Below are 23090 nucleotides of genomic sequence, written 5' to 3'. Positions count from 1 at the left end.
TCAACCTTCAACCTTCAACCTTCAACCTTCAACCTTCAACCGCCGATAATCGACTTTCAGCCATCAGCCATCAGCCATCAGCCATCAGCCATCAGCCATCAGCCATCAGCCATCAGCGCGTGAATACCCGATTTTCCTGTTCCGCCACACGAATAAACGTGGTGCGCTTTGTCAGTTCTTTAAGGCGTGCTGCACCTACGTAAGTGCAGGCCGAACGCAGGCCGCCGAGGATATCCTTCACGGTGTCCTCCACCGGGCCGCGCAGCGGCAGACGAACGGTTTCCCTTCCGCAGCACGATACTGGGCAACACCGCCGACATGGCGTTTCATCGCGGATTCTGAGCTCATACCATAGAACAACATAAACTGCTCGCCCTGCTCTTCGACGATGTTTCCTTCGCACTCATCGTGCGCCGCCAGCATGCCGCCGAGCATGACAAAATCTGCACCGCCGCCGAAAGCTTTCGCGATATCCCCCGGCACCGAACAGCCGCCATCGCTGACGATCTGTCCGCCGAGACCGTGCGCCGCATCTGCACACTCAATCACCGCAGACAGCTGCGGGTATCCAACGCCGGTTTTCACACGTGTAGTGCAGACCGAACCGGGACCAATGCCGACTTTGACGATATCCGCGCCAGAGAGGATCAACTCCTCGACCATTTCACCGGTGACCACATTTCCCGCGCAAATGGTTTTGCCTGGGAAACTTTCACGCACTCGCTGCAGGAACTCAACAAAGTGCTCGGAGTAACCGTTGGCAACATCAATGCAGATGAAATTGAGCTGAGGCGATAAAGCGAGAACAGCGGCGAGCTTAACGAAATCGGCTTCGGAGGTACCGGATGACACCATCACATGCCCAAGCACTGCAGCCGGCACGCGCTGGATAAATGCCTGCCAGGCTTCCACGCTGTAATGTTTATGCACTGCCGTCAGGACATTGAAGCCCGCCAGTGCTTCGGCCATGGTGAATGTGCCCACGGTGTCCATATTGGCGGCAATCACCGGAACGCCGGTCCAGTTCAGACCTGAATGCTTGAAAGTGTAGGTGCGTTCGAGTTCAACCTCAGAACGGCTTTTCAGGGTGGAGCGTTTGGGGCGGATCAAAACATCTTTAAAGCCCAGTTTTAAATCTTCTTCAATACGCATAGCTGAGTGTCCTGGTTAGTGACGACGAACCGCAGTTCGGGTAGCGCTCACGGCTCCAGTGTCGTTATCATACGCGCCATTCGTTCCGCGACAAGACTGCGAATTTCACTTTATTTAAGCTACAATCCCTTAAATTTAGCTGAGAAAATTGATTGTGATCATGCTCTCATCTTATTGCGGCTGATGGTCGCCCAATGAAGACAATTTTGAGAGAACGCTATGCCTTTTACCGTTGCGCTCACCGGAGGAATTGGCAGTGGTAAAAGCACCATTGCCAACGCTTTCACCGCGCTAGGCGTTGATATTATTGATGCTGATGTGATTGCGCGAGAAGTGGTTGAACCTGGTTCACCCGCCCTGCAGGCGATCGTTAAACGCCATGGTGAGTCAATATTGACCGCCGAAGGAGCGTTGTATCGGGCACGGCTGCGCGAGATTATTTTTCAGCAGCCGAAAGAAAAAAACTGGCTAAATCAGCTGCTTCATCCTCTTATTAATGCCCGTACACAGCAGCTAAAATCATTGGCAACGTCACCCTATGTGTTATGGGTGGTGCCGCTATTGGTTGAAAACGGGTTACAGCATCAGGCTGACCGGGTTCTGGTGGTTGATGTGGATGAAGCTACGCAGTTGCGGCGTACTCAGCAGCGTGATGGCATCACACTTAGCCAGGCAAAAAATATTCTTGCCGCACAGGCCAGCCGCGAGCAGCGTCTGGCCTCTGCGGATGACATCATCGATAACAGTGGTACGCCCGAGCAGGCGTTGCCGCGCGTTGCTGAACTTCACCAGCGTTATTTACGCCTGGCAGCAACCGGACAGGATTAACATCATGAGTACAGTCGTTCTGTTTGAACACCCGCTGAATGAGAAGATGCGCACCTGGCTGCGCGTGGAGTCATTACTTAACCAACTGCATGAAACGGTGCCCGTGGTGAATTCCGTCTCTGCATTAGGGGTATTTCGCATCATTGGTGATCTGTTAGATATCTTTGAGCGCGGTGATATGCGTACCGAGTTATTGAAAGAGCTGGAGCGCCAGCAGCAGAAACTTCGCGCCTGGCTTGATGTGCCAGGTGTGGACGAGCACACCGTCAGTAGCCTGCGTGACCGATTGAAACAGCAATCCAGCGAGCTGAATGCGGCACCGCGTATGGGCCAGCAATTGCGCGAAGATCGGTTGATTGGATTGGTACGTCAGCGCTTGAGCATTCCTGGTGGCTGCTGCAGTTTTGACTTGCCGAGTCTGCATATCTGGCTGCACCAGCAGCAGTCCCTGCGGGATACGCAGGTTAACGGTTGGCTGGCGTCACTGGTTCCTCTGCGCAATAGTCTGACCATGATCCTTGATCTGGTGCGTCAGTCAGGCGTATTTCGCCATCAAACCAGCCTGAACGGTTTTTATCAGGATAATGCCGAAGGTTCGGATTTGTTGCGCCTCCAGCTCACCCTCGAAGATGCGCTGTACCCGCAGGTTTCAGGCCATAAAAGCCGTTATGCCATTCGATTCCTGCCACTGGACAGCGAGCGCGGTGAAGTGCCAGCCCGATTGAATTTTGAATTAGCGTGTTGTTGAGGTTGTTATGCAGGAAGAGATGATTACCGTACCTTGTCCCAACTGCGGTAAAGATGTGATGTGGGATGAGCTGAGTCCGTGGCGCCCGTTTTGCAGCAAGCGCTGCCAGCTGATTGATTTGGGCGAATGGGCCGCCGAAGAGAAGCGCATTCCCAGCGATAGCGATCTGACCGACAGCGATGACTGGAGCGAAGAACAGCATTAATAAGAGATAAGGGGCTTACGCCCCTTTGCTTAAATTTCGTCAGCCACCAGGCGAGCGATAAGTTCGTGGTTGGCAGGAGGAAACTCTTCCGCGACTAAATCACGCTGTTCCACCCAACGCTGTGGCTGCCCTTCACGGCCGTACGGCTCACCGTTCCAACCTTCCACCAGGAAGAAGTGCAATGTGACGCGCAGATCGTCATAGCTATGATCGGCCAAACCAATCGCCTTCGCGGCTGTCACCTCAATGCCGGTCTCTTCCATTAACTCGCGTTTTAACGCTTGTTCAGCGGTTTCATCCTGTTCAATTTTTCCGCCAGGAAACTCCCATTTATTCGCCATGTAGGAGCTCGCCGCACGCTGGGCAAGGAAGATCTGACGGCTGGCATTGCGAATGATGCCCACTGCGACTTGCAGGTGTTTCATAAGCTGAATTCCGCTTTTAATTAATGAGCGCTGATAGTAATGCAGTCGCCAGGCAATGTTAACTCTGTGGCGACAGCCAAAAGAAAAAGGAGCCCGAAGGCTCCTCGTATATCAGGCCAGGCGGCCGTGACACTGTTTGTATTTCTTACCGGAACCGCATGGGCACAGATCGTTGCGCCCTACTTTGCGCTCCCCACCCTGCGCAGCCAGCGCGGCGGCCGCAGCGGTTTCGTCATCAACGTGGCTCAGCTGCTGCTGCTGTGCCAGACGCTCAGCCTCTTCACGGCGTTGCTGTTCCATCGCTTCGACTTCTTCCGGCATGCGCACCTGCACTTTGCTCAGGGTGCTGATCACTTCATACTTCAGTGACTCCAGCATGGCGGCGAACATCGAGAAGGACTCGCGCTTGTATTCCTGCTTCGGATCTTTCTGCGCATAGCCACGCAGATGGATGCCCTGACGCAGATAATCCATCGCCGCCAGATGCTCTTTCCACAGTGAATCCAGGGTTTGCAGCATCACGCCTTTTTCGAAGTTACGCATCATTTCAGCGCCAACCACTTCTTCTTTCGACGCATAGTTTTCATGCGCGCGGCTCATGATACGTTCACGCAGCGTTTCTTCGTGCAGGTCCGGCTCTTTATCCAGCCATTCTGCAATCGGCAGATCCAGATCAAAATCGTTACGCAGGCGTTCTTCCAGACCAGGAACATCCCACATTTCTTCCAGCGACTGCGGCGGAATGTAGGTGTCGATGGTGGCTTTGAACACATCTTCACGGATGCTGTTGATGGTTTCAGACACATCAGACACGTCCAGCAGTTCATTACGCTGGCTGTAGATGGCGCGGCGCTGATCGTTGGCCACATCATCGTATTCCAGCAGCTGCTTACGGATGTCGAAGTTACGACTTTCCACTTTACGCTGTGCGTTGGCAATGGCTTTGGTGACCCACGGATGCTCAATCGCTTCGCCTGGTTTCATGCCCAGTTTACGCATCATGTTAGACACACGATCCGAAGCAAAGATACGCATCAACGCATCTTCCATTGACAGGTAGAAGCGTGATGAACCGGCATCACCCTGACGACCCGCACGGCCGCGCAACTGGTTATCGATACGACGAGATTCGTGGCGTTCAGTACCAATGATGTGCAGACCGCCCGAGGCCAGAACTGCATCATGGCGCAGTTTCCAGGCTTCTTTGATGGCCATAATCTGCTCTTCTGAAGGTTCATCCAGCGCTGCCACTTCGGCCTGCCAGCTGCCACCCAACACGATATCGGTACCACGACCTGCCATGTTGGTTGCGATGGTGACTGCAGCTGGTTGACCCGCCTGTGCCACGATATCCGCTTCGCTGGCGTGGAACTTGGCGTTCAGCACGCTGTGTTTGATACCGGCGCGCGTCAGTTCGTTAGAAACCACCTCTGATTTCTCAATCGAAATGGTACCGACCAGCACCGGCTGGCCTTTCGCAGTGCAAGTACGAATGTCTTCGATGATCGCGTCGATCTTCTCTTTCTCGGTCATATAGACCAGGTCAGCCATATCTTTACGCACCATCGGACGGTTAGTTGGCACCACGATGGTATCGAGTTTATAGATCGAGCTGAATTCAAACGCTTCGGTATCAGCAGTACCGGTCATACCGGCCAGTTTTTCGTAAATACGGAAGTAGTTCTGGAAGGTGATGGAAGCCAGCGTTTGGTTCTCGTTCTGGATTTCCACGCCTTCTTTGGCTTCAACAGCCTGATGCAAGCCATCAGACCAGCGACGACCCTGCATGGTACGGCCAGTGTGCTCATCAACGATGATCACTTCGCCATCTTTTACGATGTAATCGACATCGCGAGTAAACAGCGCATGCGCACGCAGTGCAGCCGTCACGTGGTGCATCAGCATGATGTTGGTTGGCGAGTAAAGTGACTCACCTTCTTCCATAATGCCCTGGCTCACCAGCAGCTCTTCAACTTTTACCAGACCACGCTCGCTCATGTGAGCCTGACGTGCTTTCTCATCGACCCAGAAGTCGCCTTCACCCTGGAAGGTTTCTGAGTCTTCCTTCTCCTGGCGCACCAGGTGAGGAATGATTTTATTCACTTTGATGTACAGCTCGGAGCTGTCTTCAGCAGGACCGGAGATGATTAACGGCGTACGCGCTTCATCGATCAGGATGGAGTCCACCTCATCCACCAACGCGTAGTGCAGTTTACGCTGTACACGCTCTTCCGGGCTGAATGCCATGTTGTCGCGCAGGTAGTCGAAGCCGTATTCGTTGTTAGTACCGTAGGTGATATCCGCAGCATAGGCAGCGCGTTTCGCCACTGCGGGCATATTTGGCAGGTTGATGCCGATTGACAGACCCAGGAACTCGAACAGTGCACGGTTGTTTTCGGCATCACGCTGAGCCAGGTAATCGTTCACCGTGACCACGTGCACGCCTTTACCGCTCAATGCGTTCAGGTAAGCCGGCAGTGTTGCCGTCAGGGTTTTACCTTCACCGGTACGCATCTCGGCGATGCAACGCTCATTCAGCACCATGCCGCCAATCAGCTGTACATCGAAGTGGCGCATACCAAACACACGTTTACTGGCTTCACGCACCGTGGCAAAGGCTTCAGGAATCAGGCTTTCAAGACTTTCACCTTTCTTCAGGCGTTCACGGAACAGGTCGGTCTTGGCTTTCAGTTCGTCATCCGAGAGCTTGACGAAATCCGGCTCCATCTTATTGATGACATCGACAATTTTGCGCATACGACGCAGGGTACGATCGTTACTGCTGCCAAAGACTTTGGTTAACAATTTGATTAACATGATAAATTTTTCTCAATTCAGCCGCATTCATGCGGACTGGAAAATCTAAAACAGGATGTGGAAAATCGTTAGCTGTTAAGCAATGGCAGGCCCGGCGCGGATGCCATGAATAGCAGCCTGCCAGTCAGCAGAAGTGTGAATTTGAGGTTCGCGATGACGCAGCGTTTCCTGCGGCTCTAATGCAATAGCGGGTTGAGCTGGCGATGTGAGTAGCGCCTGCAGCGAATCGATTAACGCCAGCTTTTGTGCCGCCAGCGGGGCAGTATGACTCTCTTCCGCTTCTGCTGGTGGCGTCATGCTAAATGAGAGGTGGCGAATGACCGTGCGAATGGCATGCTGATGCCAGTAATCGACATTGAAATTAGGTCGACGCGCACTTTCCTGCAGACGGATTAAATGATCGAAATGAACAACATTGCCGACAAACAGGCTGCTGATGGGCGAGTCTGTCGCCGTGGACTCCGCACTTTGCGCACAGGCAGGCAAGCCCAAACTGGCCGCCACCATCCCTAACAAGAGATGAGGCCAGAAGTAGCGTCTGCCTAATTGTCGCCAGCGTGAGAAAATCCCGATCACAACCTGTCCACAGTTAAATAAAGTAATGAAGCCGTTGCGGTTATCCGCGAACCTGCTCATATGAGCGCCAGATAATAGCACTTATGTGGGGCCAGGACACCAGTGATTAAAGGGCTTACGGGGGATTTCACGTTTATTTGTACAGGCTTTCGCCAGTGATAGCAGAGAATTGAGAGCGGTCTTGCAGGAATAAAAAACAGGCAATAAAAAACGACAGCTTCCACTGACCGGAGAGGGTGTCAGGGAAACTGCCGTTTTTATGACTGACTTACGCCAGAACTAAATTTGGAGCTTTGAATGCCAGTGGCAGTTCAGCTTCGTCTTCGAAGGTTGCCCATTCCCAGGCTTCCTGCTTAGCCAGTACCGCTTGCAGCAATTTATTGTTTAACGCATGGCCTGATTTAAACGCAGAGAATGCGCCAATCACGTTGTGGCCACACATAAACAGATCGCCGATCGCGTCCAGCATTTTGTGACGAACGAACTCATCTTCAAAGCGCAGACCGTCTTCGTTGAGTACGCGGAAATCATCAAGACCAATCGCACAATCTAAGCTACCGCCCAGGCACAGGCCTTTAGACTGCAGATATTCGATTTCACGCATAAAACCAAAGGTGCGCGCACGACTGATTTGGCGAACAAACGCCTCAGCCGAGAAGTTTAACTGGTAACGCTGCGAGCTTGAGTCAATTGCCGGATGTTTGAAGTCGATAGTAAAGTCGAGTGAGAAACCGTTGTAAGGTTTGATCTCGGCCCACTTATCGCCATCTTCAACACGCACCGTCTGCTTAACGCGTACGAATTTCTTCGCACTGTTCAGCTCTTCGACGCCTGCATCCATCAGCAAGTAGACAAAAGGCGCGGCACTGCCATCCATAATTGGGATTTCGGGCGCATCGACTTCAACAATAATGTTGTCGATACCCAAGCCTGCCAATGCAGCATTCAGGTGTTCAACCGTCGATATACGCACGCCTTCATCATTCACCAGGCAGGTACTCAGCATGGTGTCGCGCACGTATTTTGCATCAGCCGGGAAATCAACCGGTGGATTCAAGTCAGTGCGACGATAGATGACCCCGGTATTAGCCGACGCAGGGCGTAAGGTCAGCGTGACTTTCTTGCCGGTATGTAAACCGACACCTGTCGCCTGAACAATACGTTTTAATGTCCTTTGTTTGATCATCGCATTATCTCGCAATATTACCCATCCGACCGCCAGTATAAATTACCAGCGGGCGAATACTTTAGCACAAAGAGCGGAGAATCCCAATTCTCAGGATATTCTTAGTCTGCCTGCTTACGCAGGAAGGCTGGAATATCAAGATAATCTGGCTCTTTATTGGACGATGCTGGCTGGTCGTTGACCACTTTCGCTGCCGGCTTCTGCTCCTGCGGCAACGGCGCCATGCCGTGCTGCTGGTAGCGATGATCCATCACTGGCTGCGAAGCCGGTTTGTTGGTTACCAGCGTAATTTCTGGACGCTTGTCCATGCCAATACCGGTAGCAACGACGGTCACGCGCAGTTCGTCGTTCATCTCTGGGTCCAGAGAAGTACCGATGACCACGGTCGCGTTGTCAGAAGCGAAGGCGCGGATAGTGTTACCCACGGTTTCGAACTCATCCAGACGCAGGTCGAAGCCCGCCGTGATGTTGACCAGCACGCCGCGGGCACCAGACAGATCGATATCTTCCAGCAGTGGGCTGGAGATCGCCATTTCGGCTGCTTCTTCAGCACGGTCTTCACCGCACGCCACGCCGGAGCCCATCATGGCGTAACCCATTTCTGACATCACGGTACGCACGTCCGCGAAGTCAACGTTCATCAAGCCTGGGCGAGTAATCAGCTCGGCGATACCCTGCACCGCACCTTTTAGTACGTCGTTGGCTGCACCAAAGGCATCCAGCAGAGAGATACCGCGACCCAGCACTTTTAACAGCTTGTCGTTCGGGATGGTGATCAGTGAATCAACATGCTTAGACAGCTCAGCGATACCCTGTTCAGCAAAAGCCATACGCTTTTTGCCTTCGAAGTTGAAGGGCTTGGTCACCACCGCAACGGTCAGGATACCCAAATCTTTTGCTACTTCTGCCACGACTGGCGCAGCACCGGTACCGGTACCGCCGCCCATGCCTGCAGCGATAAACACCATGTCTGCCCCTTCCAGCGCAGAACGCAGTGCTTCACGATCTTCCTCAGCTGAGGTACGGCCCACTTCCGGGTTTGCACCTGCACCGAGACCCTTGGTGATTCCGGTCCCGATCTGGATCGTCTGGCCAACCGCTGTCTTACGCAACGCTTGCGCGTCGGTGTTTACAGCGAAGAATTCTACACCTTCGATACGCTCGCGTACCATGTGCTCTACGGCGTTGCCACCGCCGCCGCCGACGCCGATGACTTTAATCACCGCGTCATTGGTTAATTCCATAGGTTCAAACATGATTTCTCTCCGTTATGTGCCTGTCGCCTGGAGATCATAAACATTGCCTGCATGATCTCCTTTTTCAAAAATTAAAACTCTTTCTTCAGCCAGCTATTGATACGTTTAAACCAGTTGCCCACTGAAGCACGTTTTTCCGTTTCTGCATCACCGTTCATGTGTGACTCTTTGCCGTAATGCAGCAGACCGACTGCAGTTGAGTAATACGGCTCCTGCGCATAATCCGTCAGGCCGGTGATGTTAAGTGGCTGACCAATACGCACCTGCGTATGAAATACACGCTGGGCGCAAGCGGCCAAACCTTCAATCTGTGCTGCGCCACCGGTCAGCACGATGCCTGCTGCCAGGTGGTGTTTCACGCCCTGCTGGCGCAGTTGCTCCTGCAGTTGCAGAATCTCGTCATTCACCAGATTCAGCAATTCGGTGTAACGCGGCTCAATCACTTCTGCCAGCGTTTGGCGTTGCAGACTGCGCGGTGGACGTCCACCGACGCTCGGCACTTCGACGTTTTCATCTTTGCCAACAATCGAACCCAGCGCACAACCATGGCGTACTTTGATCGCTTCCGCATCGGTTGGCGGTGTGCCGAAGGCATAGGCGATATCACTGGTCACCACATTCCCTGCATAAGGGATCACTTTGGTGTGACGCAGTGCGCCGCCGGTGTAAACCGCGATATCCATTGTACCGCCACCGATGTCAACAACACAGACGCCCAGCTCACGTTCATCTTCAGTCAGAACCGAGAAACTGGATGCCAGTCCGGCAAAAATCAGTTGGTCAACTTTCAGGCCGCAACGTTCAACGGCTTTAACAATATTTTTCGCCATATCATTGTGGCAGGTGATCAAGTGCACTTTCGCCTGCATACGCACGCCGGAAAGTCCCACCGGATTCTTGATGCCTTCCTGATAATCAATGGCATATTCCTGAGGAATAACATGCAGGATACGATGTTCATCGCGTACGCGTACGGATTTCGCCGTATGTACCACGTTCTCTACATCATCCTGAGTCACTTCCTCTTCCGAAATCGGAACCATCCCGATTTCGTTCTGACAACTGATATGTTTGCCCGATAAAGCAAGGTAAACCGACGAAATCTGGCAATCAGCCATCAGTTCAGCCTGGTCGATGGCGCGTTGAACGCATTTCACCACCGACTCAAGGTCATTTACGCCGCCTTTATCCATACCGCGAGACGGGCAGCTGCCCACCCCAATAATGTTGACCATACCATCAGGCAGAATTTCCCCAACCAGGGCGGCAACCTTTGCGGTGCCGATTTCAAGTCCTACTACCAGTTTTCTGTCCGTTGCCTTGATCATTGTGGTTTAGCCTGTGCCTGGTTTTGTTGCTGATTACTGTCCTGTGGCTCCAGCGGGGCCGCTGCCCAGCCTACTGCGGCACCGGAGTCGTAGCGCAAATCGACATAGGTAATGCGCTTGTTCTGACTCTGGCCCTGCTGCAGCAGCTCCGGATAGAGCTCAATAAAACGGTTCAGACGCTTCATGGTGTCGCTGCGTCCCAGTTCGATGCGCACATCGTCGCTGGTCACTAACTGCCACGAGCGCCGCGCCGTCATCGACGCGACCTTCAGGGTAAACTTGCCGGCTTTGAGCACATCACTCATGGTGTGATAGCCCGCCAACACCTCTGTTTCACTGCCTTCCGGGCCATATAACATCGGCAATGTTTCTTTACCGATATGACTGGCCGGGACGCTGAAGGAGACGCCATCGGCGTCTACCATGTGTGAGTCATTCCAGCGTGCCACCGGAACATACTCCACCAGGTTAATCTTCAGCTCATCAGGCCACTGCTTACGCACACTGACCTGTTTAATCCAGGGTAAACGCTCAATCTGTTGCTGGATGATGTCCACGTTTTGCGACATAAACGTGCCAGGTGCACCGAGCGACAAAATGGCCTGGCGAATGTCATCATGCGTGGTGTAATGCGTTTCCCCGGTCACCACCAGCTTAGAAAGCGGTAAACGCGACGCATCATTCATCCACTTCAGCACCACCAGCCCACCGGCAGCCATGATGCCCAACACAATCAGCAGGAATACGACGCCAAACAGTCGGGCACCGTTGCTACGCCCGGTGCGCGCACGCTCCTGGGGTTCGCGATTTCGTACACGTATCGCCGCCTGAGACATATCAGTCAGCCAGTTCCAGAATACGCGCCACCAGCTGCGGGAAACTGTATCCTGCCTGCTTCGCGGCCATCGGCACCAGACTGTGGCTGGTCATGCCCGGTGAGGTATTCACTTCCAGCAGCTGGAATTTCCCCTCGCCATCGGTCATCACATCGACGCGTCCCCAGCCGCTGCAACCCAGTGCACGCCAGGCTGCCCATACCAGCGTCTTCAATTCTGCTTCCTGATCGGCACTCAAACCACTTGGACAGAAGTATTCAGTATCGTCAGAAATGTATTTAGCTTCATAGTCATAGAACTCGCTGGCGGTTTTAATTCTGATTGAAGGCAGAATTTCATCACCCAGGATGCCAACGGTATATTCCGCACCACTCAGGAATGCCTCAACTAGCACGTCATTATCGTGGCGAAACGCTTCATCCAGCGCTGCAGACAAGGCTTCTAACGTGTTCACACGGCTGATGCCGACACTTGAACCTTCACAGCTTGGCTTCACAAACAGCGGCAGCCCGAGCGCATCAATGGCAGCCTGCGTTTGTGCGTCTAAACCCTGCTCCTGATGCTGACGCGTTAACCAGACGAATTTGCCTGAAGGCAGTCCCCTGCCCTGCCACAGCAATTTGCTGCGCAGTTTATCCATGGTGATCGCAGAAGCCATCACGCCGCTGCCGGTATACGGCAACTGGAGGAACTCCAGCACCGCCTGCAGCGTGCCATCTTCACCGCCGCGACCGTGCAGAGCGATAAAGGTTTTATCAAAGCCCTGCGCTTTGAGGTCCAGCACTGACACATCACGGGTATCCACGCCGTGTGCATCAATGCCCATCTCACGCAGACCAGCTAACACCGCACTGCCCGACATCAGCGACACTTCACGCTCTGCCGAGGTTCCGCCCATCAGGACGGCGACTTTCTCAGCCATGACGCGCCTCCGTTTTCGCAGCTGGCTGCAACGCAAGCTCAGCCAGTTTGCGGGCGATCTTGCCGATATTGCCGGCGCCCTGCACGATGATAAGATCGTCACCTGACAACAATGGGGCCAGCGCTTCCGGCAACGCATCGTGCTCAGAGACCAGAATCGGGTCTACCTTGCCACGATTGCGAATCGCGCGGCACAGTGAACGGCTATCTGCGCCTGGAATCGGCGCTTCACCGGCAGGATAAACATCCAGCATCAGCAATACATCAACCTGTGACAGCACGTTAGCGAAGTCATCGAACAGATCACGAGTTCGCGTATAACGATGCGGCTGGAATACCATCACCAGTTTTTTCTCTGGCCAGCCGGCACGCGCGGCTTTGATGGTGACATCCACTTCCGTCGGGTGATGACCGTAATCATCCACCAGCATCGCGCTGCCTGGATTGCCATTGACCGCTGCGGTATCAAATTCGCCCAGCACATCAAAGCGGCGCCCGGTGCCCTGGAAGCTCTCCAGTGCCGCCAGAATCGCGTTATCTTCAATGCCTTCTTCTGTCGCCACTGCAACCGCAGCAGCAGCATTTAAGGCATTGTGACGGCCCGGCGCATTCAGGGTCACTTTCAGCACCGGCTTATCCTGACGAATCAGGGTAAAGTGCCCCTGCGCGCCACGTTGTTCATAGTTTTCGATACGCACATCGGCGTCATCACTGAAACCGTAAGTGGTGACCTGACGGCCTACGCGTGGGATCAAATCGCGGATCACCACATCATCTACGCACATCACCGCACGTCCGTAGAACGGCAGGTTATGCAGGAAGTTGATGAACGTCTGCTTCAGGTTCTCGAAATCGCCCTGATAGGTATCCATATGATCCGCTTCGATATTGGTGACAATCGCCACCATCGGCTGCAGATGCAGGAACGACGCGTCACTCTCATCGGCTTCCGCAATCAGGTAACGGCTGGTGCCCAAACGCGCATGTGTGCCCGCTGCTTTCACCAGGCCGCCATTGACGAAAGTTGGGTCTAAGCCACCTTCGGCATAAATACTGGTAACCATCGCTGTGGTGGTGGTTTTGCCGTGCGTACCGGCAACCGCGATGCCATGACGGAAGCGCATCAGCTCAGCCAGCATCTCTGCACGGCGAATCACCGGGATACGCTGCTCGCGTGCCGCTACCAGCTCCGGATTGTCCTGAGCCACCGCAGTCGACACCACCACCACGCTCGCATCCGTCACGTTTTCCGGGCGATGGTTGAAATAAATGGTCGCACCCAATGAGGCCAGATGCTGGGTCACCGGGTTAGGCGCCAGATCCGACCCGCTGATGTGATAACCTTCGTTCGCCAACACCTCGGCAATACCGCCCATGCCAGCACCACCGATGCCGACAAAGTGAATGTGCCGGACGCGACGCATCTCGGGCACAATGGAACGCAGTTTTGCCAATTGTTGTGTATTCATCTGTCTCAATTACCTGTTGATCTCATTCGTACCTGCATTCAGGTACAGCCGGTCAAACCGACCTATTAATTACTTCGCGACGCGTGCCACTTCCTGCGCAACCCGATCGGTTGCATCAGGAATCGCTACCTGACGGGCTTTCTCAGCCATCGCCAGCAGCGTGGCGCGATCCCAATGGCGCAACGTGTCCGCTACTGCAGTCGCGGTAAATTGCGGCTGCTCGAAAATTTTGGCTGCGCCCGCTTGCTCCAGCGGCAACGCATTCCAGTACTGCTGACGGTCTTTGTGCTGAAACGGCACGAAGATCGCCGGTAAACCTGCGGCGGCAACTTCGCTCACCGTCAATGCGCCCGAACGACACACCACTACATCCGCCCAGGCATAGGCTTCCGCCATATCATCGATAAACTCGGTGACCTTGTGCTGCGGCTGTCCGGCATCGCGATACGCCTGTTGCACCGTCTCCAGCGCGCCTTTGCCGCTTTGATGCCAAATCGTGATGGCATCACCCAGTTCTGCGGCCACCTGCGGCACCGTCTGATTCAGAATGCGTGCGCCCTGGCTTCCGCCGACCACCAGCACACGAATCGAACCGCTGCGTCCACTCAGGCGATCAGCAGGCAGCGGCAGGGCCAACACATCGGTACGCACGGGATTGCCAACCACATCGGCTTTCGGGAATGCACCCGGAAACGCCTGCATCACTTTGGTGGCAATTTTCGCCAGCCACTTGTTGGTCAGCCCGGCAATGCCGTTCTGCTCATGCAGCACCACAGGAATACCGCAACTCCACGCGGCTAATCCACCTGGACCGGAAACGTATCCGCCCATGCCGAGCACCACGTCCGGCTGCCAGCGCTTCATGATGCGACGCGCCTGGCGCCATGCATTGAAGATGCGTACCGGTGCCAGTAACTGCGCCTTAACACCTTTGCCGCGCAAACCGCTAATACGGATAAATTCAATTTCGATGCCATGTTTCGGCACCAAATCCGCTTCCATTCGGTCAGCGGTTCCGAGCCAGCGCACCTGCCAGCCCTGTTCGATCAGATGGTGTGCCACCGCCAGACCCGGGAACACATGTCCGCCGGTTCCGCCGGCCATCACCATCAGCCGCTTGCTACTCATCGAGCACCTCGGGTAAACGCCTGCGCTTTTGCCAGACGCGTTTCATAATCAATGCGCAATAAAAACACGATGGCGGTCGACATGATGATCAGACTTGAGCCACCGTAACTGATCAGCGGCAGTGTCAGACCTTTGGTCGGCAGCATACCTGCGGCCGCACCGACGTTAACCAGCGCCTGGAAGCTAAACCACACGCCAATTGAGCAAGCGAGGAAGCCAGAAAAGCGCTGATCGATCTCCAGAGCACGGCGACCAATCGACATCGCGCGAAAAGCGACGAAGAATACCATTAACAGCGCCAAAACCACACCGACATAACCCAACTCTTCACCAATGATGGAGAAGATAAAGTCGGTGTGTGCCTCCGGCAGATACTCGAGTTTTTGCACCGAGTTGCCGAGGCCCTGGCCCCAGAATTCACCACGACCGAAGGCCATCAGCGACTGGGTCAGCTGGTAGCCGCTGCCAAAAGGATCTTCCCATGGGTTCCAGAAAGAAGTCACACGGCGCATACGATAGGGTTCAGCGATAATCAGCAGCACCACGGCAAAAATACCGGAGCCGATGATCGCCAGGAACTGCCACATTTTGGCACCCGCGAGGAACAACATCGCTAGCGTCGTGACAAACAGTACAACTACAGTTCCGAGATCGGGCTGCGCCAGAAGTAACACGGCCAACACCACCATCACGCCCATCGGCTTACAAAAGCCCCAGAAGTTGTTGCGCACCTCTTCCACTTTGCGCACCAGATAGCTGGCGAGATAGCAAAACAGGGAAAGCTTGGACAATTCGGCCGGCTGAATACGCAGTGGGCCGAGGGCAATCCAGCGCGATGCACCGTTAACCGAACTACCCACCACCAGGACGATCAGCAGCATTGCCACAGACGCCATCAGCATCACGTTGCTGTAGCGCTGCCAGAAATCCATTGGCACGCGCAATGTCACCAGCGCCATGCCTACCGCCAGGGCAATATAGAAAGCGTCGCGTTTAGCGAAGTAGAACGGGTCTTCGTTAAGACGCTGGCCGACCGGCATCGACGCTGAAGTCACCATCACAAAGCCGATAATCGCCAAACCAAAGGTCAGCCACAGCAGCGTACGATCATACAGCACCACTGGCGCATCATCATTTTCACGGCCGCCCATCACCCAATCGCGTAAACGCACGGAGAGGAAGCTGGCAATACCGGCACCTGGAATGCGCATCAGCTCAACTCCTTCGCCAGCTGCGCGAAAATATCGCCGCGCTGTTCAAAATTGCGGAACTGATCGAGGCTGGCGCAGGCCGGTGACAGCAGCACCATGTCGCCCGCCTTCGCCTGAGGGGCAATCTGCTCCATGGCCTGCTGCATCGTCTCTGTGCGCGTGGCGATCTCTGGGCGCAACGCCGCGAGCGCATCGCCGTCACGACCAAAGCAATAAATGCGCACGTTGTCGCCCTGCAAAAAGCGCGTCAGTGCACTGAAGTCAGCGGATTTGCCATCACCGCCCATCAACAGCCACAAGGTGCCTTTCACCTGCAAACCATTGAGTGCCGCCTCAGTACTGCCGACGTTAGTGGCTTTGGAGTCATTAATCCAGCGCACGCCGTTGGCTTCATGCACCAGCTGGAAACGGTGCGCCAGGCCAGTGAAAGTCGTTAACGCTTTCAGACTGGAAGCGCGCGGGATATTCACCGCATCTGCCAGTGCCAGGGCCGCCAGTGCGTTGGTGTAGTTGTGCTGGCCCACCAGAGTCATTTCATCAGTATTGAGCACCCTTTCACCCTGCGCCCGCAGCCAGGTGTTGCCCTGCTGCTGGGTCAGGTGGTAATCACCGAGATTAATGCCAAAACTTACACAACGTGCATCAACACCGCGAACCGGCATGGTCATACCATCATCGGCATTGACCACACAGACGCGGGCGTTTTCATAAATGCGCAATTTCGCCGCACGATACTGCTGCATGCCCAACGGATAGCGATCCATATGATCTTCCGTTACGTTGAGAATGGTGGCAGCCGCTGCTTGCAGACTGTAGGTGGTTTCAAGTTGGAAGCTGGAAAGTTCCAGCACATACAACTGTGCCGGAGATTTCAGCAGGGTTAGCGCCGGTAAACCGATGTTGCCACCCACGCCAACCTGCCAACCTGCTGCACGGGCCATTTCACCCACCAGCGTGGTGACGGTGCTTTTACCGTTCGAGCCGGTGATCGCGACAATCGGAGCCTGAGCTTCACGGCAGAACAGTTCGATATCACCGACGATTTCGATACCGGCATCCGCGGCTTCACTTAATGCAGGATGAGCAAGCGCGATGCCTGGGCTGGCAACGATCAAGTCCGACGCCAGCAACCAGTCACTGTTGATACCGCCTACATAGCGTTCAACCGCCTCAGGCAACTTGTCGAGGCCAGGCGGAGACACACGGGTATCCATCACGCGAGGCGTCACGCCCTGCGCGAGGAAGAAATCAACACAGGACAGGCCAGTGATGCCTAATCCGATGATGACGACTTTTCTGCCCCGATAGTCAGCCATGATTAACGTACCTTCAGCGTTGCCAGGCCAATCAGCACCAGCATCAGTGAAATAATCCAGAAGCGCACGATGACACGCGGCTCCGGCCAGCCCTTCAATTCATAGTGGTGGTGAATCGGCGCCATGCGGAAAATGCGTTGGCCGCGCAGCTTGAACGATCCCACCTGCAGAATCACCGACAGTGTTTCAACCACAAACACGCCGCCCATGATCACCAGCAAAAACTCCTGACGCAGCAGCACGGCGATGGTGCCTAACGCGCCACCCAGTGCCAGTGAACCCACATCGCCCATAAAGACCTGAGCCGGGTAGGTGTTGAACCACAGGAAGCCAAGACCGGCACCGACAATCGCGGTACAGACAATCACCAACTCACCCGCATGGCGCAGATACGGAATATGCAGATACTCAGCAAACTTCACGTTACCGGTCGCCCATGCCACCAGAGCAAAGCCTGCTGCCACGAAGACGGTTGGCATAATCGCCAGGCCATCCAGACCATCCGTCAGGTTGACCGCATTACCGGTGCCGACAATCACAAAGTAAGCCAGCAGCACATAGAACAATCCCAGCTGCGGCATGATGTCTTTAAAGAACGGCACCACCAACTGAGTGGCCGGTGTGCCTTTGCCCGCAGCGTAAAGCGCAAAAGCCACGCCAAGGGAAATCACCGACATCCAGAAGTATTTCCAGCGGGCAATCAGGCCTTTGGTGTCTTTGCGCACCACTTTGCGATAGTCATCGACGAAACCGATAATGCCGAAACCAATCAGCACCGCCAGCACGCACCACACATAAGGGTTGGATGGATACGCCCACATCAACACCGAGACGGTGATGGAGGTGAGGATCATGATGCCGCCCATGGTTGGCGTACCGCGCTTACTGAAGTGCGATTCCGGACCGTCGTTACGCACCACCTGGCCAATCTGCAGCTTCTGCAGCCAGGCGATCAGGCGCGGGCCCATCCAGAGTGATAGGAACAGAGCGGTCAGCAGGCTGACAATGGCGCGAAACGTCAAATACGAGAAGACGTTAAAGCCGGAATAAAGTGCGACCAAATGTTCGGCCAGCCAGACTAGCATGTTCCTTTCTCCTGTAAGCTCTCGACGACCTGCTCCATGGCGGCGCTACGTGAGCCTTTAACCAAAATAGTGATGTCCTGATGTTGGGACAGCAATCCGCGTAAACGTACAGTCAGCTCGGCTTTGGTGGCGAAATGCTCGCCTTTACCGCTGCTTTCACCGATCAACCGACTCAAAGTGCCGGTACTCAGAACACAATCAATACCTGCTGCCCTGGCGGCTTCACCCACCTGCTGATGGCAAGCTTCCGCTTCATCGCCCAGTTCGGCCATATCACCGACGACCATCACTCGGAACCCCGGCATATCGCCCAGCACCTGTGCGGCTGCTGTCATCGAACCGACGTTGGCGTTATAGCTGTCATCCAGCAGCAGTTGATTGTCCGCCAGACGAATCGGGAACAGACGCCCCGGTACGGGCTGCAGTGTTTTCAAACCGGTTTGGATGGCGCTTAGCGGGGCATCAACGGACAGTGCCAGCGCAGCAGCAGCAAGCGCGTTTGCGATGTTGTGGCGACCAGGCAGCGGAAGCGCAACAGCAATGTCTCCGCGCGGCGTATGCAAGGTAAACAGCGTGGCATCGGCGCGTAGCACGATCTCGCTGGCACGGAATTCTGCATCTGCCATCGGCTGTGGCGAGAAGCGCCACAGGGTCTTATCGACAAACTGCGACTGCCAGTTAGCGAGGTCGTTGCTGTCAGCATTGACGATGGCGGTGCCGTGTACTGGCAATCCCCCAAAAATTTCGCCTTTGGCTTTCGCTACACCGGCCAGTGAACCAAAGCCTTCCAGATGCGCTGCAGCGAGATTATTCACCAGCGCCGTTTCGGGACGCACTAAATCGGTGGTGTAAGCAATCTCGCCCTGATGATTGGCACCCAGCTCAATCACCGCGTACTCGTGTTCTGGAGTCAAACGCAGCAGCGTCATCGGCACGCCGAAGTCGTTGTTCAGATTGCCAGCTGTATACAGAGTTTCACCGCACTGGCGCAGAATTGCTGCTGTCATCTCTTTGACGGAGGTTTTACCGGATGAACCGGTCAGCGCAACCACGCGCGCCTTCGACTGCTGGCGCACCCAGGCGCCGAGCTGACCAAAGGCAATGCGGGTATCTGCCACCACCACTTGCGGCACATCTAAAGGCAAGTGCTTACTCACCAGCAGCGCTTTGGCACCGTTAGCAATAGCATCGCTGGCAAAGTCGTGTGCATCGAAACGCTCACCGACCAGTGCGACAAACAGGCTGCCATCAGCCACTTTACGCGTGTCGCTGGTCACATCATTCAGCGTCAAATCAGCGCCGTGCAGTTGACCACCACTGATTTCAGCCAATGTTTTCAAAGAAACCGGGATCATGCCATCACCCCCAGTAAACGGGCGACGGTGTCGCGATCGGAGTAATCCAAACGACGGTTACCAATGATTTGATAATCTTCATGGCCTTTACCAGCCACCAGCACGATGTCATCAGCATGGGCCTGCATCACGGCGTTCGTGACCGCTTGCGCACGTCCCGCGACCACGCGGGCGCGACCGGGATCAAGCAAGCCAGTCAGAATGTCATTCACAATCGCGGCAGGTTCTTCGCTGCGCGGATTGTCATCGGTGATGACCACGATGTCAGAGAACTGTTCGGCAATCGCGCCCATCAACGGACGTTTGCCTTTGTCACGATCGCCGCCGCAGCCAAACACGCACCACAGTTTGCCTTTGCAGTGCAGGCGGGCAGCTTCCAACGCTTTTTCCAGCGCATCGGGGGTGTGAGCATAATCCACCACCACTGTGGGTTTTTCTGGCGCCGTGAACACTTCCATACGGCCACATACCGGTTGCAGCTGAGCAGCGCTTGATACCAGCGCCTCCAGCGGATAATCGAGTGTCAACAAGGTGGCCAGTGCCAGCAGCAGATTGCTGACATTGAATGCGCCCATCAGACGGCTATCAAATTCACCGTCGCCCCAGCTGGAGCTGAACTGGATGTGCGCACCGCCATCGTGATAATTCACCGCAGTGGCTTTCAACCAGCGTCCACGACAGCCCGGCTGCAGATTGTCAGCCATGGTGACAGCAACGGCATCCGGCAGTTTCTCCAGCCAGCGACGTCCAACCTCGTCATCAGCGTTGATAATGGCTTCGCTAACCTGATGCTCAGAGAACAGCAGCCATTTGGCGGCTTCGTAACCCTGCATATCACCGTGATAATCCAGATGATCGCGGCTCAGATTCGTGAACACGGCAGCCGCGAAGGGCAATGCCGCCACGCGATGCTGCACCAGGCCGTGAGAAGAAACTTCCATCGCGGCCAGCGTGGCACCCTGCTCCACCAGATCATTTAATACATGTTGAACATCTACCGCGGAACCGGTGGTGTTTTCGGTGGCCACCAATTGGCCATATAAGCCATTACCCACCGTGCCCATTACGGCACCGGTTTCACCCAGCAGATTGGCCCACTGCGCCATCAACTGCGTGGTGGTGGTTTTTCCGTTGGTGCCGGTGACACCGATTAATTTAAGTTTTCCAGCAGGCTGCTGATAAAAGCGCCCGGCCAGTGCAGAGAGACGCTGCTGCAACTGCGCCAGGTAGATAACCGGGACGCCGTGCATCTCGCGGATATCTCCATCGCTGGCTTCGCCCTCGGCTTCGGCAATCACTGCCGCCACGCCTTGAGCAATAGCCTGCGGAATAAAACGACGTCCATCAGCATGATGGCCCGCCACGGCGATAAACAGATCGCCAGCAGCCGCTGAGCGGCTGTCTAGTGTCATGTCACGGAGTGGACGCGCCGGCGCACCCGGCACCCACGGGGCCAGTAAATCGCGCAGGTTACGATCGGTCACTTGATTCCTCACTTCTGTTCTTCACCAACTCGTCTTTATCAATTGTCGGCAGCGCATCCGGTTCAATGTTCATGGTGCGTAATACACCGCCCATGATGGCGCCAAACACCGGTGCAGAAACCGCACCACCATAATATTTACCGGCCTGGGGATCGTTGATCACCACCACCAGCGCAAAACGAGGGCGACTGGCAGGTGCAACACCTGCCGTGTAAGCAATATATTTATTGACGTAGCGTCCATCCGGTCCCACTTTTTTCGCAGTACCGGTTTTAATCGCGATGCGATAACCCTTGATGGCGGCTTTAACCCCACCGCCGCCAGGCAGCGCAACGCTTTCCATCATGTGCATCACCGTTTTCACCAGATCTTCCTGGAAAACGCGTTCACCCGCCACTGGCGGGTCAACTTTGGTGATCGACAGCGGGCGGTTGATGCCGTAGCTGCCAATGGTTGCGTAGACTCGCGCTAACTGTAACGGTGTTACCATTAGCCCGTAGCCGAAAGAGAAGGTGGCCCTCTCTATGTCAGACCACCGTTGTTTTTGAGGGTATAAGCCACTACTTTCCCCGACCAGCCCCAAATTGGTCGGTTTACCCAGTCCAAAGCGCGCGTAAGTATCTACGAGTGCTGAGGAGGGCATCGCTAACGCCAAACGTGAAACCCCGACGTTACTCGACTTCTGTAAAACCCCGGTAAGGGTCAATTCGTTGTAGCGTGCCACGTCCTTGATCTCATGACCATTGACGCGGTACGGCACGGTATTCAGTACGCTGTTCTCTTTCACCACGCCACGTTGCAGCGCGGTCATCACCACCATCGGTTTGACAGTGGAACCTGGCTCGAAGATGTCGGTAATGGCACGGTTGCGCATCACATCTTTAGGCGTGTTGGAGAGATTGTTCGGGTTGTAAGCCGGGCTGTTGGCCATTGCCAGCACTTCACCGGTGTTCACATCCACCAAAACGGCAGTGCCCGACTCCGCTTTGTTGAACGCCACGGCATTGTTCAGCTCGCGGTAAACCAGCGCCTGCAAACGCTCGTCGATGCTGAGCGTCAGGTTGTGCGCCGCGCGGCTGTCCACAGAGGAGATATCTTCAATCACGCGACCGTAGCGGTCTTTACGCACCGTACGCTCGCCTGGCGCGCCAGTCAGCCACTTGTCGAAGCTCTTTTCGATGCCCTCAATGCCCTGACCGTCAATGTTGGTAAAGCCGATCAGATGTGCAGTGACCTGACCGGCTGGATAGTAACGACGCGACTCTTCGCGCAGGTAAATGCCGGGCAGCTTGAGTTTTTTGACGTATTCGCCAATCGCTGGGTTCACCTGGCGCGCCAGATAGATAAAGCGCCCTTTGGGATTGGCATTCACGCGCGCGGCGAGTTGATCAAGTGGGATAGATAAGGCATCTGAAAGGGCTTTCCAGCGGCTGTCGAGTGACACACCGCCATGTTCCATCAGCTCTTTAGGATCGGCCCAGATGGCATTCACTGGCACGCTAACGGCCAATGGACGGCCAGCACGATCGCTGATCATGCCACGTGCAGTGGGAACAGATTGAACACGCAGCGAACGCAAATCCCCTTCTTTGACCAGCTTATCAGGGCTGATGACCTGTAACCACGCCACGCGTGACAGCAATCCGCCCAAAGCCAGTAAAATACAGCCGCACAGCAACGCAAAACGCCAGCTTATAAAGCTGGCCTTATCTTCCTGTTTTTTTAACTTCAGCGTTTTGCCTGCGCCGCTCATTGAGGTCTGCG

19 protein-coding genes and 1 pseudogene are annotated in these 23090 nt (G+C 55.0%); 3 read left to right on the top strand and 17 right to left on the bottom strand.

What is annotated here, in order from left to right; all coding sequences use genetic code 11:
* Positions 1 to 112: 112 nt before the first annotated feature.
* Positions 113 to 1152 (bottom strand): annotated as a pseudogene (locus F3J37_RS14685) (GMP reductase).
* Between the two features lie 219 nt (positions 1153 to 1371).
* Here F3J37_RS14685 and coaE point away from each other — a divergent pair.
* From coaE to yacG, 3 genes are read left to right on the top strand one after another with little or no spacing between them, the layout of a single operon-like run.
* On the top strand, positions 1372 to 1980 hold the full coding sequence (gene coaE / locus F3J37_RS14680; protein ID WP_166934055.1) for a dephospho-CoA kinase: 609 nt from the start codon (positions 1372 to 1374) through the stop codon (positions 1978 to 1980).
* A 4-nt stretch (positions 1981 to 1984) separates the two neighbouring features.
* Positions 1985 to 2728 (top strand): cell division protein ZapD, encoded by a 744-nt coding sequence (gene zapD / locus F3J37_RS14675; protein ID WP_166934053.1) that lies wholly within the window; start codon positions 1985 to 1987, stop codon positions 2726 to 2728.
* A gap of 7 nt (positions 2729 to 2735) precedes the next feature.
* Positions 2736 to 2933 (top strand): DNA gyrase inhibitor YacG, encoded by a 198-nt coding sequence (yacG, locus tag F3J37_RS14670; protein WP_034829659.1) that lies wholly within the window; start codon positions 2736 to 2738, stop codon positions 2931 to 2933.
* Positions 2934 to 2962: 29 nt separating this feature from the next.
* On the opposite strand, the gene mutT is transcribed toward yacG, so the two are convergent.
* From mutT to ftsI, 16 genes are all read right to left on the bottom strand, one after another.
* The gene (gene mutT, locus F3J37_RS14665; protein ID WP_034829661.1) at positions 2963 to 3358 is read right to left on the bottom strand and encodes an 8-oxo-dGTP diphosphatase MutT; all 396 of its coding nucleotides are present in this window, start codon (positions 3356 to 3358) and stop codon (positions 2963 to 2965) included.
* A gap of 111 nt (positions 3359 to 3469) precedes the next feature.
* Positions 3470 to 6175 carry a preprotein translocase subunit SecA gene (secA, locus tag F3J37_RS14660; protein WP_166934051.1) on the bottom strand — a complete coding sequence of 902 codons (2706 nt, stop codon included), beginning with the start codon at positions 6173 to 6175 and terminating at the stop codon, positions 3470 to 3472.
* 75 nt (positions 6176 to 6250) lie between these two features.
* Positions 6251 to 6751: a secA translation cis-regulator SecM gene (secM, locus tag F3J37_RS14655; protein WP_176505769.1), complete on the bottom strand. Its 501-nt coding sequence runs from the start codon at positions 6749 to 6751 to the stop codon at positions 6251 to 6253.
* A 268-nt stretch (positions 6752 to 7019) separates the two neighbouring features.
* A complete protein-coding gene (gene lpxC, locus F3J37_RS14650; RefSeq protein WP_034829665.1) occupies positions 7020 to 7937 on the bottom strand; it encodes a UDP-3-O-acyl-N-acetylglucosamine deacetylase in 918 nt (305 codons plus the stop codon).
* 101 nt (positions 7938 to 8038) lie between these two features.
* Positions 8039 to 9193 (bottom strand): cell division protein FtsZ, encoded by a 1155-nt coding sequence (gene ftsZ / locus F3J37_RS14645; RefSeq protein WP_034829667.1) that lies wholly within the window; start codon positions 9191 to 9193, stop codon positions 8039 to 8041.
* 71 nt (positions 9194 to 9264) lie between these two features.
* Entirely contained in the window at positions 9265 to 10521 is a 1257-nt protein-coding gene (gene ftsA, locus F3J37_RS14640; protein WP_013507861.1) for a cell division protein FtsA, read from the bottom strand.
* Positions 10518 to 11357 carry a cell division protein FtsQ gene (gene ftsQ / locus F3J37_RS14635; RefSeq protein ID WP_045816937.1) on the bottom strand — a complete coding sequence of 280 codons (840 nt, stop codon included), beginning with the start codon at positions 11355 to 11357 and terminating at the stop codon, positions 10518 to 10520. Before ftsQ ends, ftsA begins: the two co-directional genes overlap by 4 nt.
* A gap of 1 nt (position 11358) precedes the next feature.
* A complete protein-coding gene (locus tag F3J37_RS14630; RefSeq protein WP_166934049.1) occupies positions 11359 to 12279 on the bottom strand; it encodes a D-alanine--D-alanine ligase in 921 nt (306 codons plus the stop codon).
* The gene (gene murC / locus F3J37_RS14625; protein ID WP_166934047.1) at positions 12272 to 13747 is read right to left on the bottom strand and encodes a UDP-N-acetylmuramate--L-alanine ligase; all 1476 of its coding nucleotides are present in this window, start codon (positions 13745 to 13747) and stop codon (positions 12272 to 12274) included. The genes F3J37_RS14630 and murC overlap by 8 nt, the downstream gene beginning before the upstream one ends.
* Before the next feature lie 69 nt (positions 13748 to 13816).
* Complete coding sequence (gene murG / locus F3J37_RS14620) at positions 13817 to 14875, bottom strand: undecaprenyldiphospho-muramoylpentapeptide beta-N-acetylglucosaminyltransferase (protein ID WP_166934045.1); 1059 nt, start codon at positions 14873 to 14875, stop codon at positions 13817 to 13819.
* Positions 14872 to 16086, bottom strand: coding sequence for a cell division protein FtsW (gene ftsW, locus F3J37_RS14615; protein WP_034829677.1), 1215 nt, complete (start codon positions 16084 to 16086; stop codon positions 14872 to 14874). Before ftsW ends, murG begins: the two co-directional genes overlap by 4 nt.
* The gene (gene murD / locus F3J37_RS14610) at positions 16086 to 17402 is read right to left on the bottom strand and encodes a UDP-N-acetylmuramoyl-L-alanine--D-glutamate ligase (protein WP_160868738.1); all 1317 of its coding nucleotides are present in this window, start codon (positions 17400 to 17402) and stop codon (positions 16086 to 16088) included. Before murD ends, ftsW begins: the two co-directional genes overlap by 1 nt.
* A gap of 2 nt (positions 17403 to 17404) precedes the next feature.
* Positions 17405 to 18487 carry a phospho-N-acetylmuramoyl-pentapeptide-transferase gene (gene mraY / locus F3J37_RS14605; RefSeq protein WP_034829683.1) on the bottom strand — a complete coding sequence of 361 codons (1083 nt, stop codon included), beginning with the start codon at positions 18485 to 18487 and terminating at the stop codon, positions 17405 to 17407.
* The gene (murF, locus tag F3J37_RS14600; RefSeq protein WP_166934044.1) at positions 18481 to 19842 is read right to left on the bottom strand and encodes a UDP-N-acetylmuramoyl-tripeptide--D-alanyl-D-alanine ligase; all 1362 of its coding nucleotides are present in this window, start codon (positions 19840 to 19842) and stop codon (positions 18481 to 18483) included. The genes mraY and murF overlap by 7 nt, the downstream gene beginning before the upstream one ends.
* Entirely contained in the window at positions 19839 to 21326 is a 1488-nt protein-coding gene (gene murE / locus F3J37_RS14595; protein ID WP_166934042.1) for a UDP-N-acetylmuramoyl-L-alanyl-D-glutamate--2,6-diaminopimelate ligase, read from the bottom strand. Before murE ends, murF begins: the two co-directional genes overlap by 4 nt.
* Entirely contained in the window at positions 21313 to 23079 is a 1767-nt protein-coding gene (gene ftsI / locus F3J37_RS14590; RefSeq protein ID WP_058960906.1) for a peptidoglycan DD-transpeptidase PBP3, read from the bottom strand. The genes murE and ftsI overlap by 14 nt, the downstream gene beginning before the upstream one ends.
* Positions 23080 to 23090: the final 11 nt, after the last annotated feature.

The organism is Candidatus Pantoea communis (assembly GCF_011752685.1).
GTDB lineage: Bacteria > Pseudomonadota > Gammaproteobacteria > Enterobacterales > Enterobacteriaceae > Pantoea > Pantoea communis.
This window is presented reverse-complemented; position numbering and strand designations above follow the sequence as displayed.

Bases quoted from the DNA above. Each gene is read 5' to 3' on its own strand.
- coaE (WP_166934055.1), top strand. From the start codon at position 1,372: ATGCCTTTTACCGTTGCGCTCACCGGAGGAATTGGCAGTGGTAAAAGC.
- zapD (WP_166934053.1), top strand. From the start codon at position 1,985: ATGAGTACAGTCGTTCTGTTTGAACACCCGCTGAATGAGAAGATGCGC.
- yacG (WP_034829659.1), top strand. From the start codon at position 2,736: ATGCAGGAAGAGATGATTACCGTACCTTGTCCCAACTGCGGTAAAGAT.
- mutT (WP_034829661.1), bottom strand. From the start codon at position 3,358: ATGAAACACCTGCAAGTCGCAGTGGGCATCATTCGCAATGCCAGCCGT.
- secA (WP_166934051.1), bottom strand. From the start codon at position 6,175: ATGTTAATCAAATTGTTAACCAAAGTCTTTGGCAGCAGTAACGATCGT.
- lpxC (WP_034829665.1), bottom strand. From the start codon at position 7,937: ATGATCAAACAAAGGACATTAAAACGTATTGTTCAGGCGACAGGTGTC.
- ftsZ (WP_034829667.1), bottom strand. From the start codon at position 9,193: ATGTTTGAACCTATGGAATTAACCAATGACGCGGTGATTAAAGTCATC.
- ftsA (WP_013507861.1), bottom strand. From the start codon at position 10,521: ATGATCAAGGCAACGGACAGAAAACTGGTAGTAGGACTTGAAATCGGC.
- ftsQ (WP_045816937.1), bottom strand. From the start codon at position 11,357: ATGTCTCAGGCGGCGATACGTGTACGAAATCGCGAACCCCAGGAGCGT.
- F3J37_RS14630 (WP_166934049.1), bottom strand. From the start codon at position 12,279: ATGGCTGAGAAAGTCGCCGTCCTGATGGGCGGAACCTCGGCAGAGCGT.
- murC (WP_166934047.1), bottom strand. From the start codon at position 13,747: ATGAATACACAACAATTGGCAAAACTGCGTTCCATTGTGCCCGAGATG.
- murG (WP_166934045.1), bottom strand. From the start codon at position 14,875: ATGAGTAGCAAGCGGCTGATGGTGATGGCCGGCGGAACCGGCGGACAT.
- ftsW (WP_034829677.1), bottom strand. From the start codon at position 16,086: ATGCGCATTCCAGGTGCCGGTATTGCCAGCTTCCTCTCCGTGCGTTTA.
- murD (WP_160868738.1), bottom strand. From the start codon at position 17,402: ATGGCTGACTATCGGGGCAGAAAAGTCGTCATCATCGGATTAGGCATC.
- mraY (WP_034829683.1), bottom strand. From the start codon at position 18,487: ATGCTAGTCTGGCTGGCCGAACATTTGGTCGCACTTTATTCCGGCTTT.
- murF (WP_166934044.1), bottom strand. From the start codon at position 19,842: ATGATCCCGGTTTCTTTGAAAACATTGGCTGAAATCAGTGGTGGTCAA.
- ftsI (WP_058960906.1), bottom strand. From the start codon at position 23,079: ATGAGCGGCGCAGGCAAAACGCTGAAGTTAAAAAAACAGGAAGATAAG.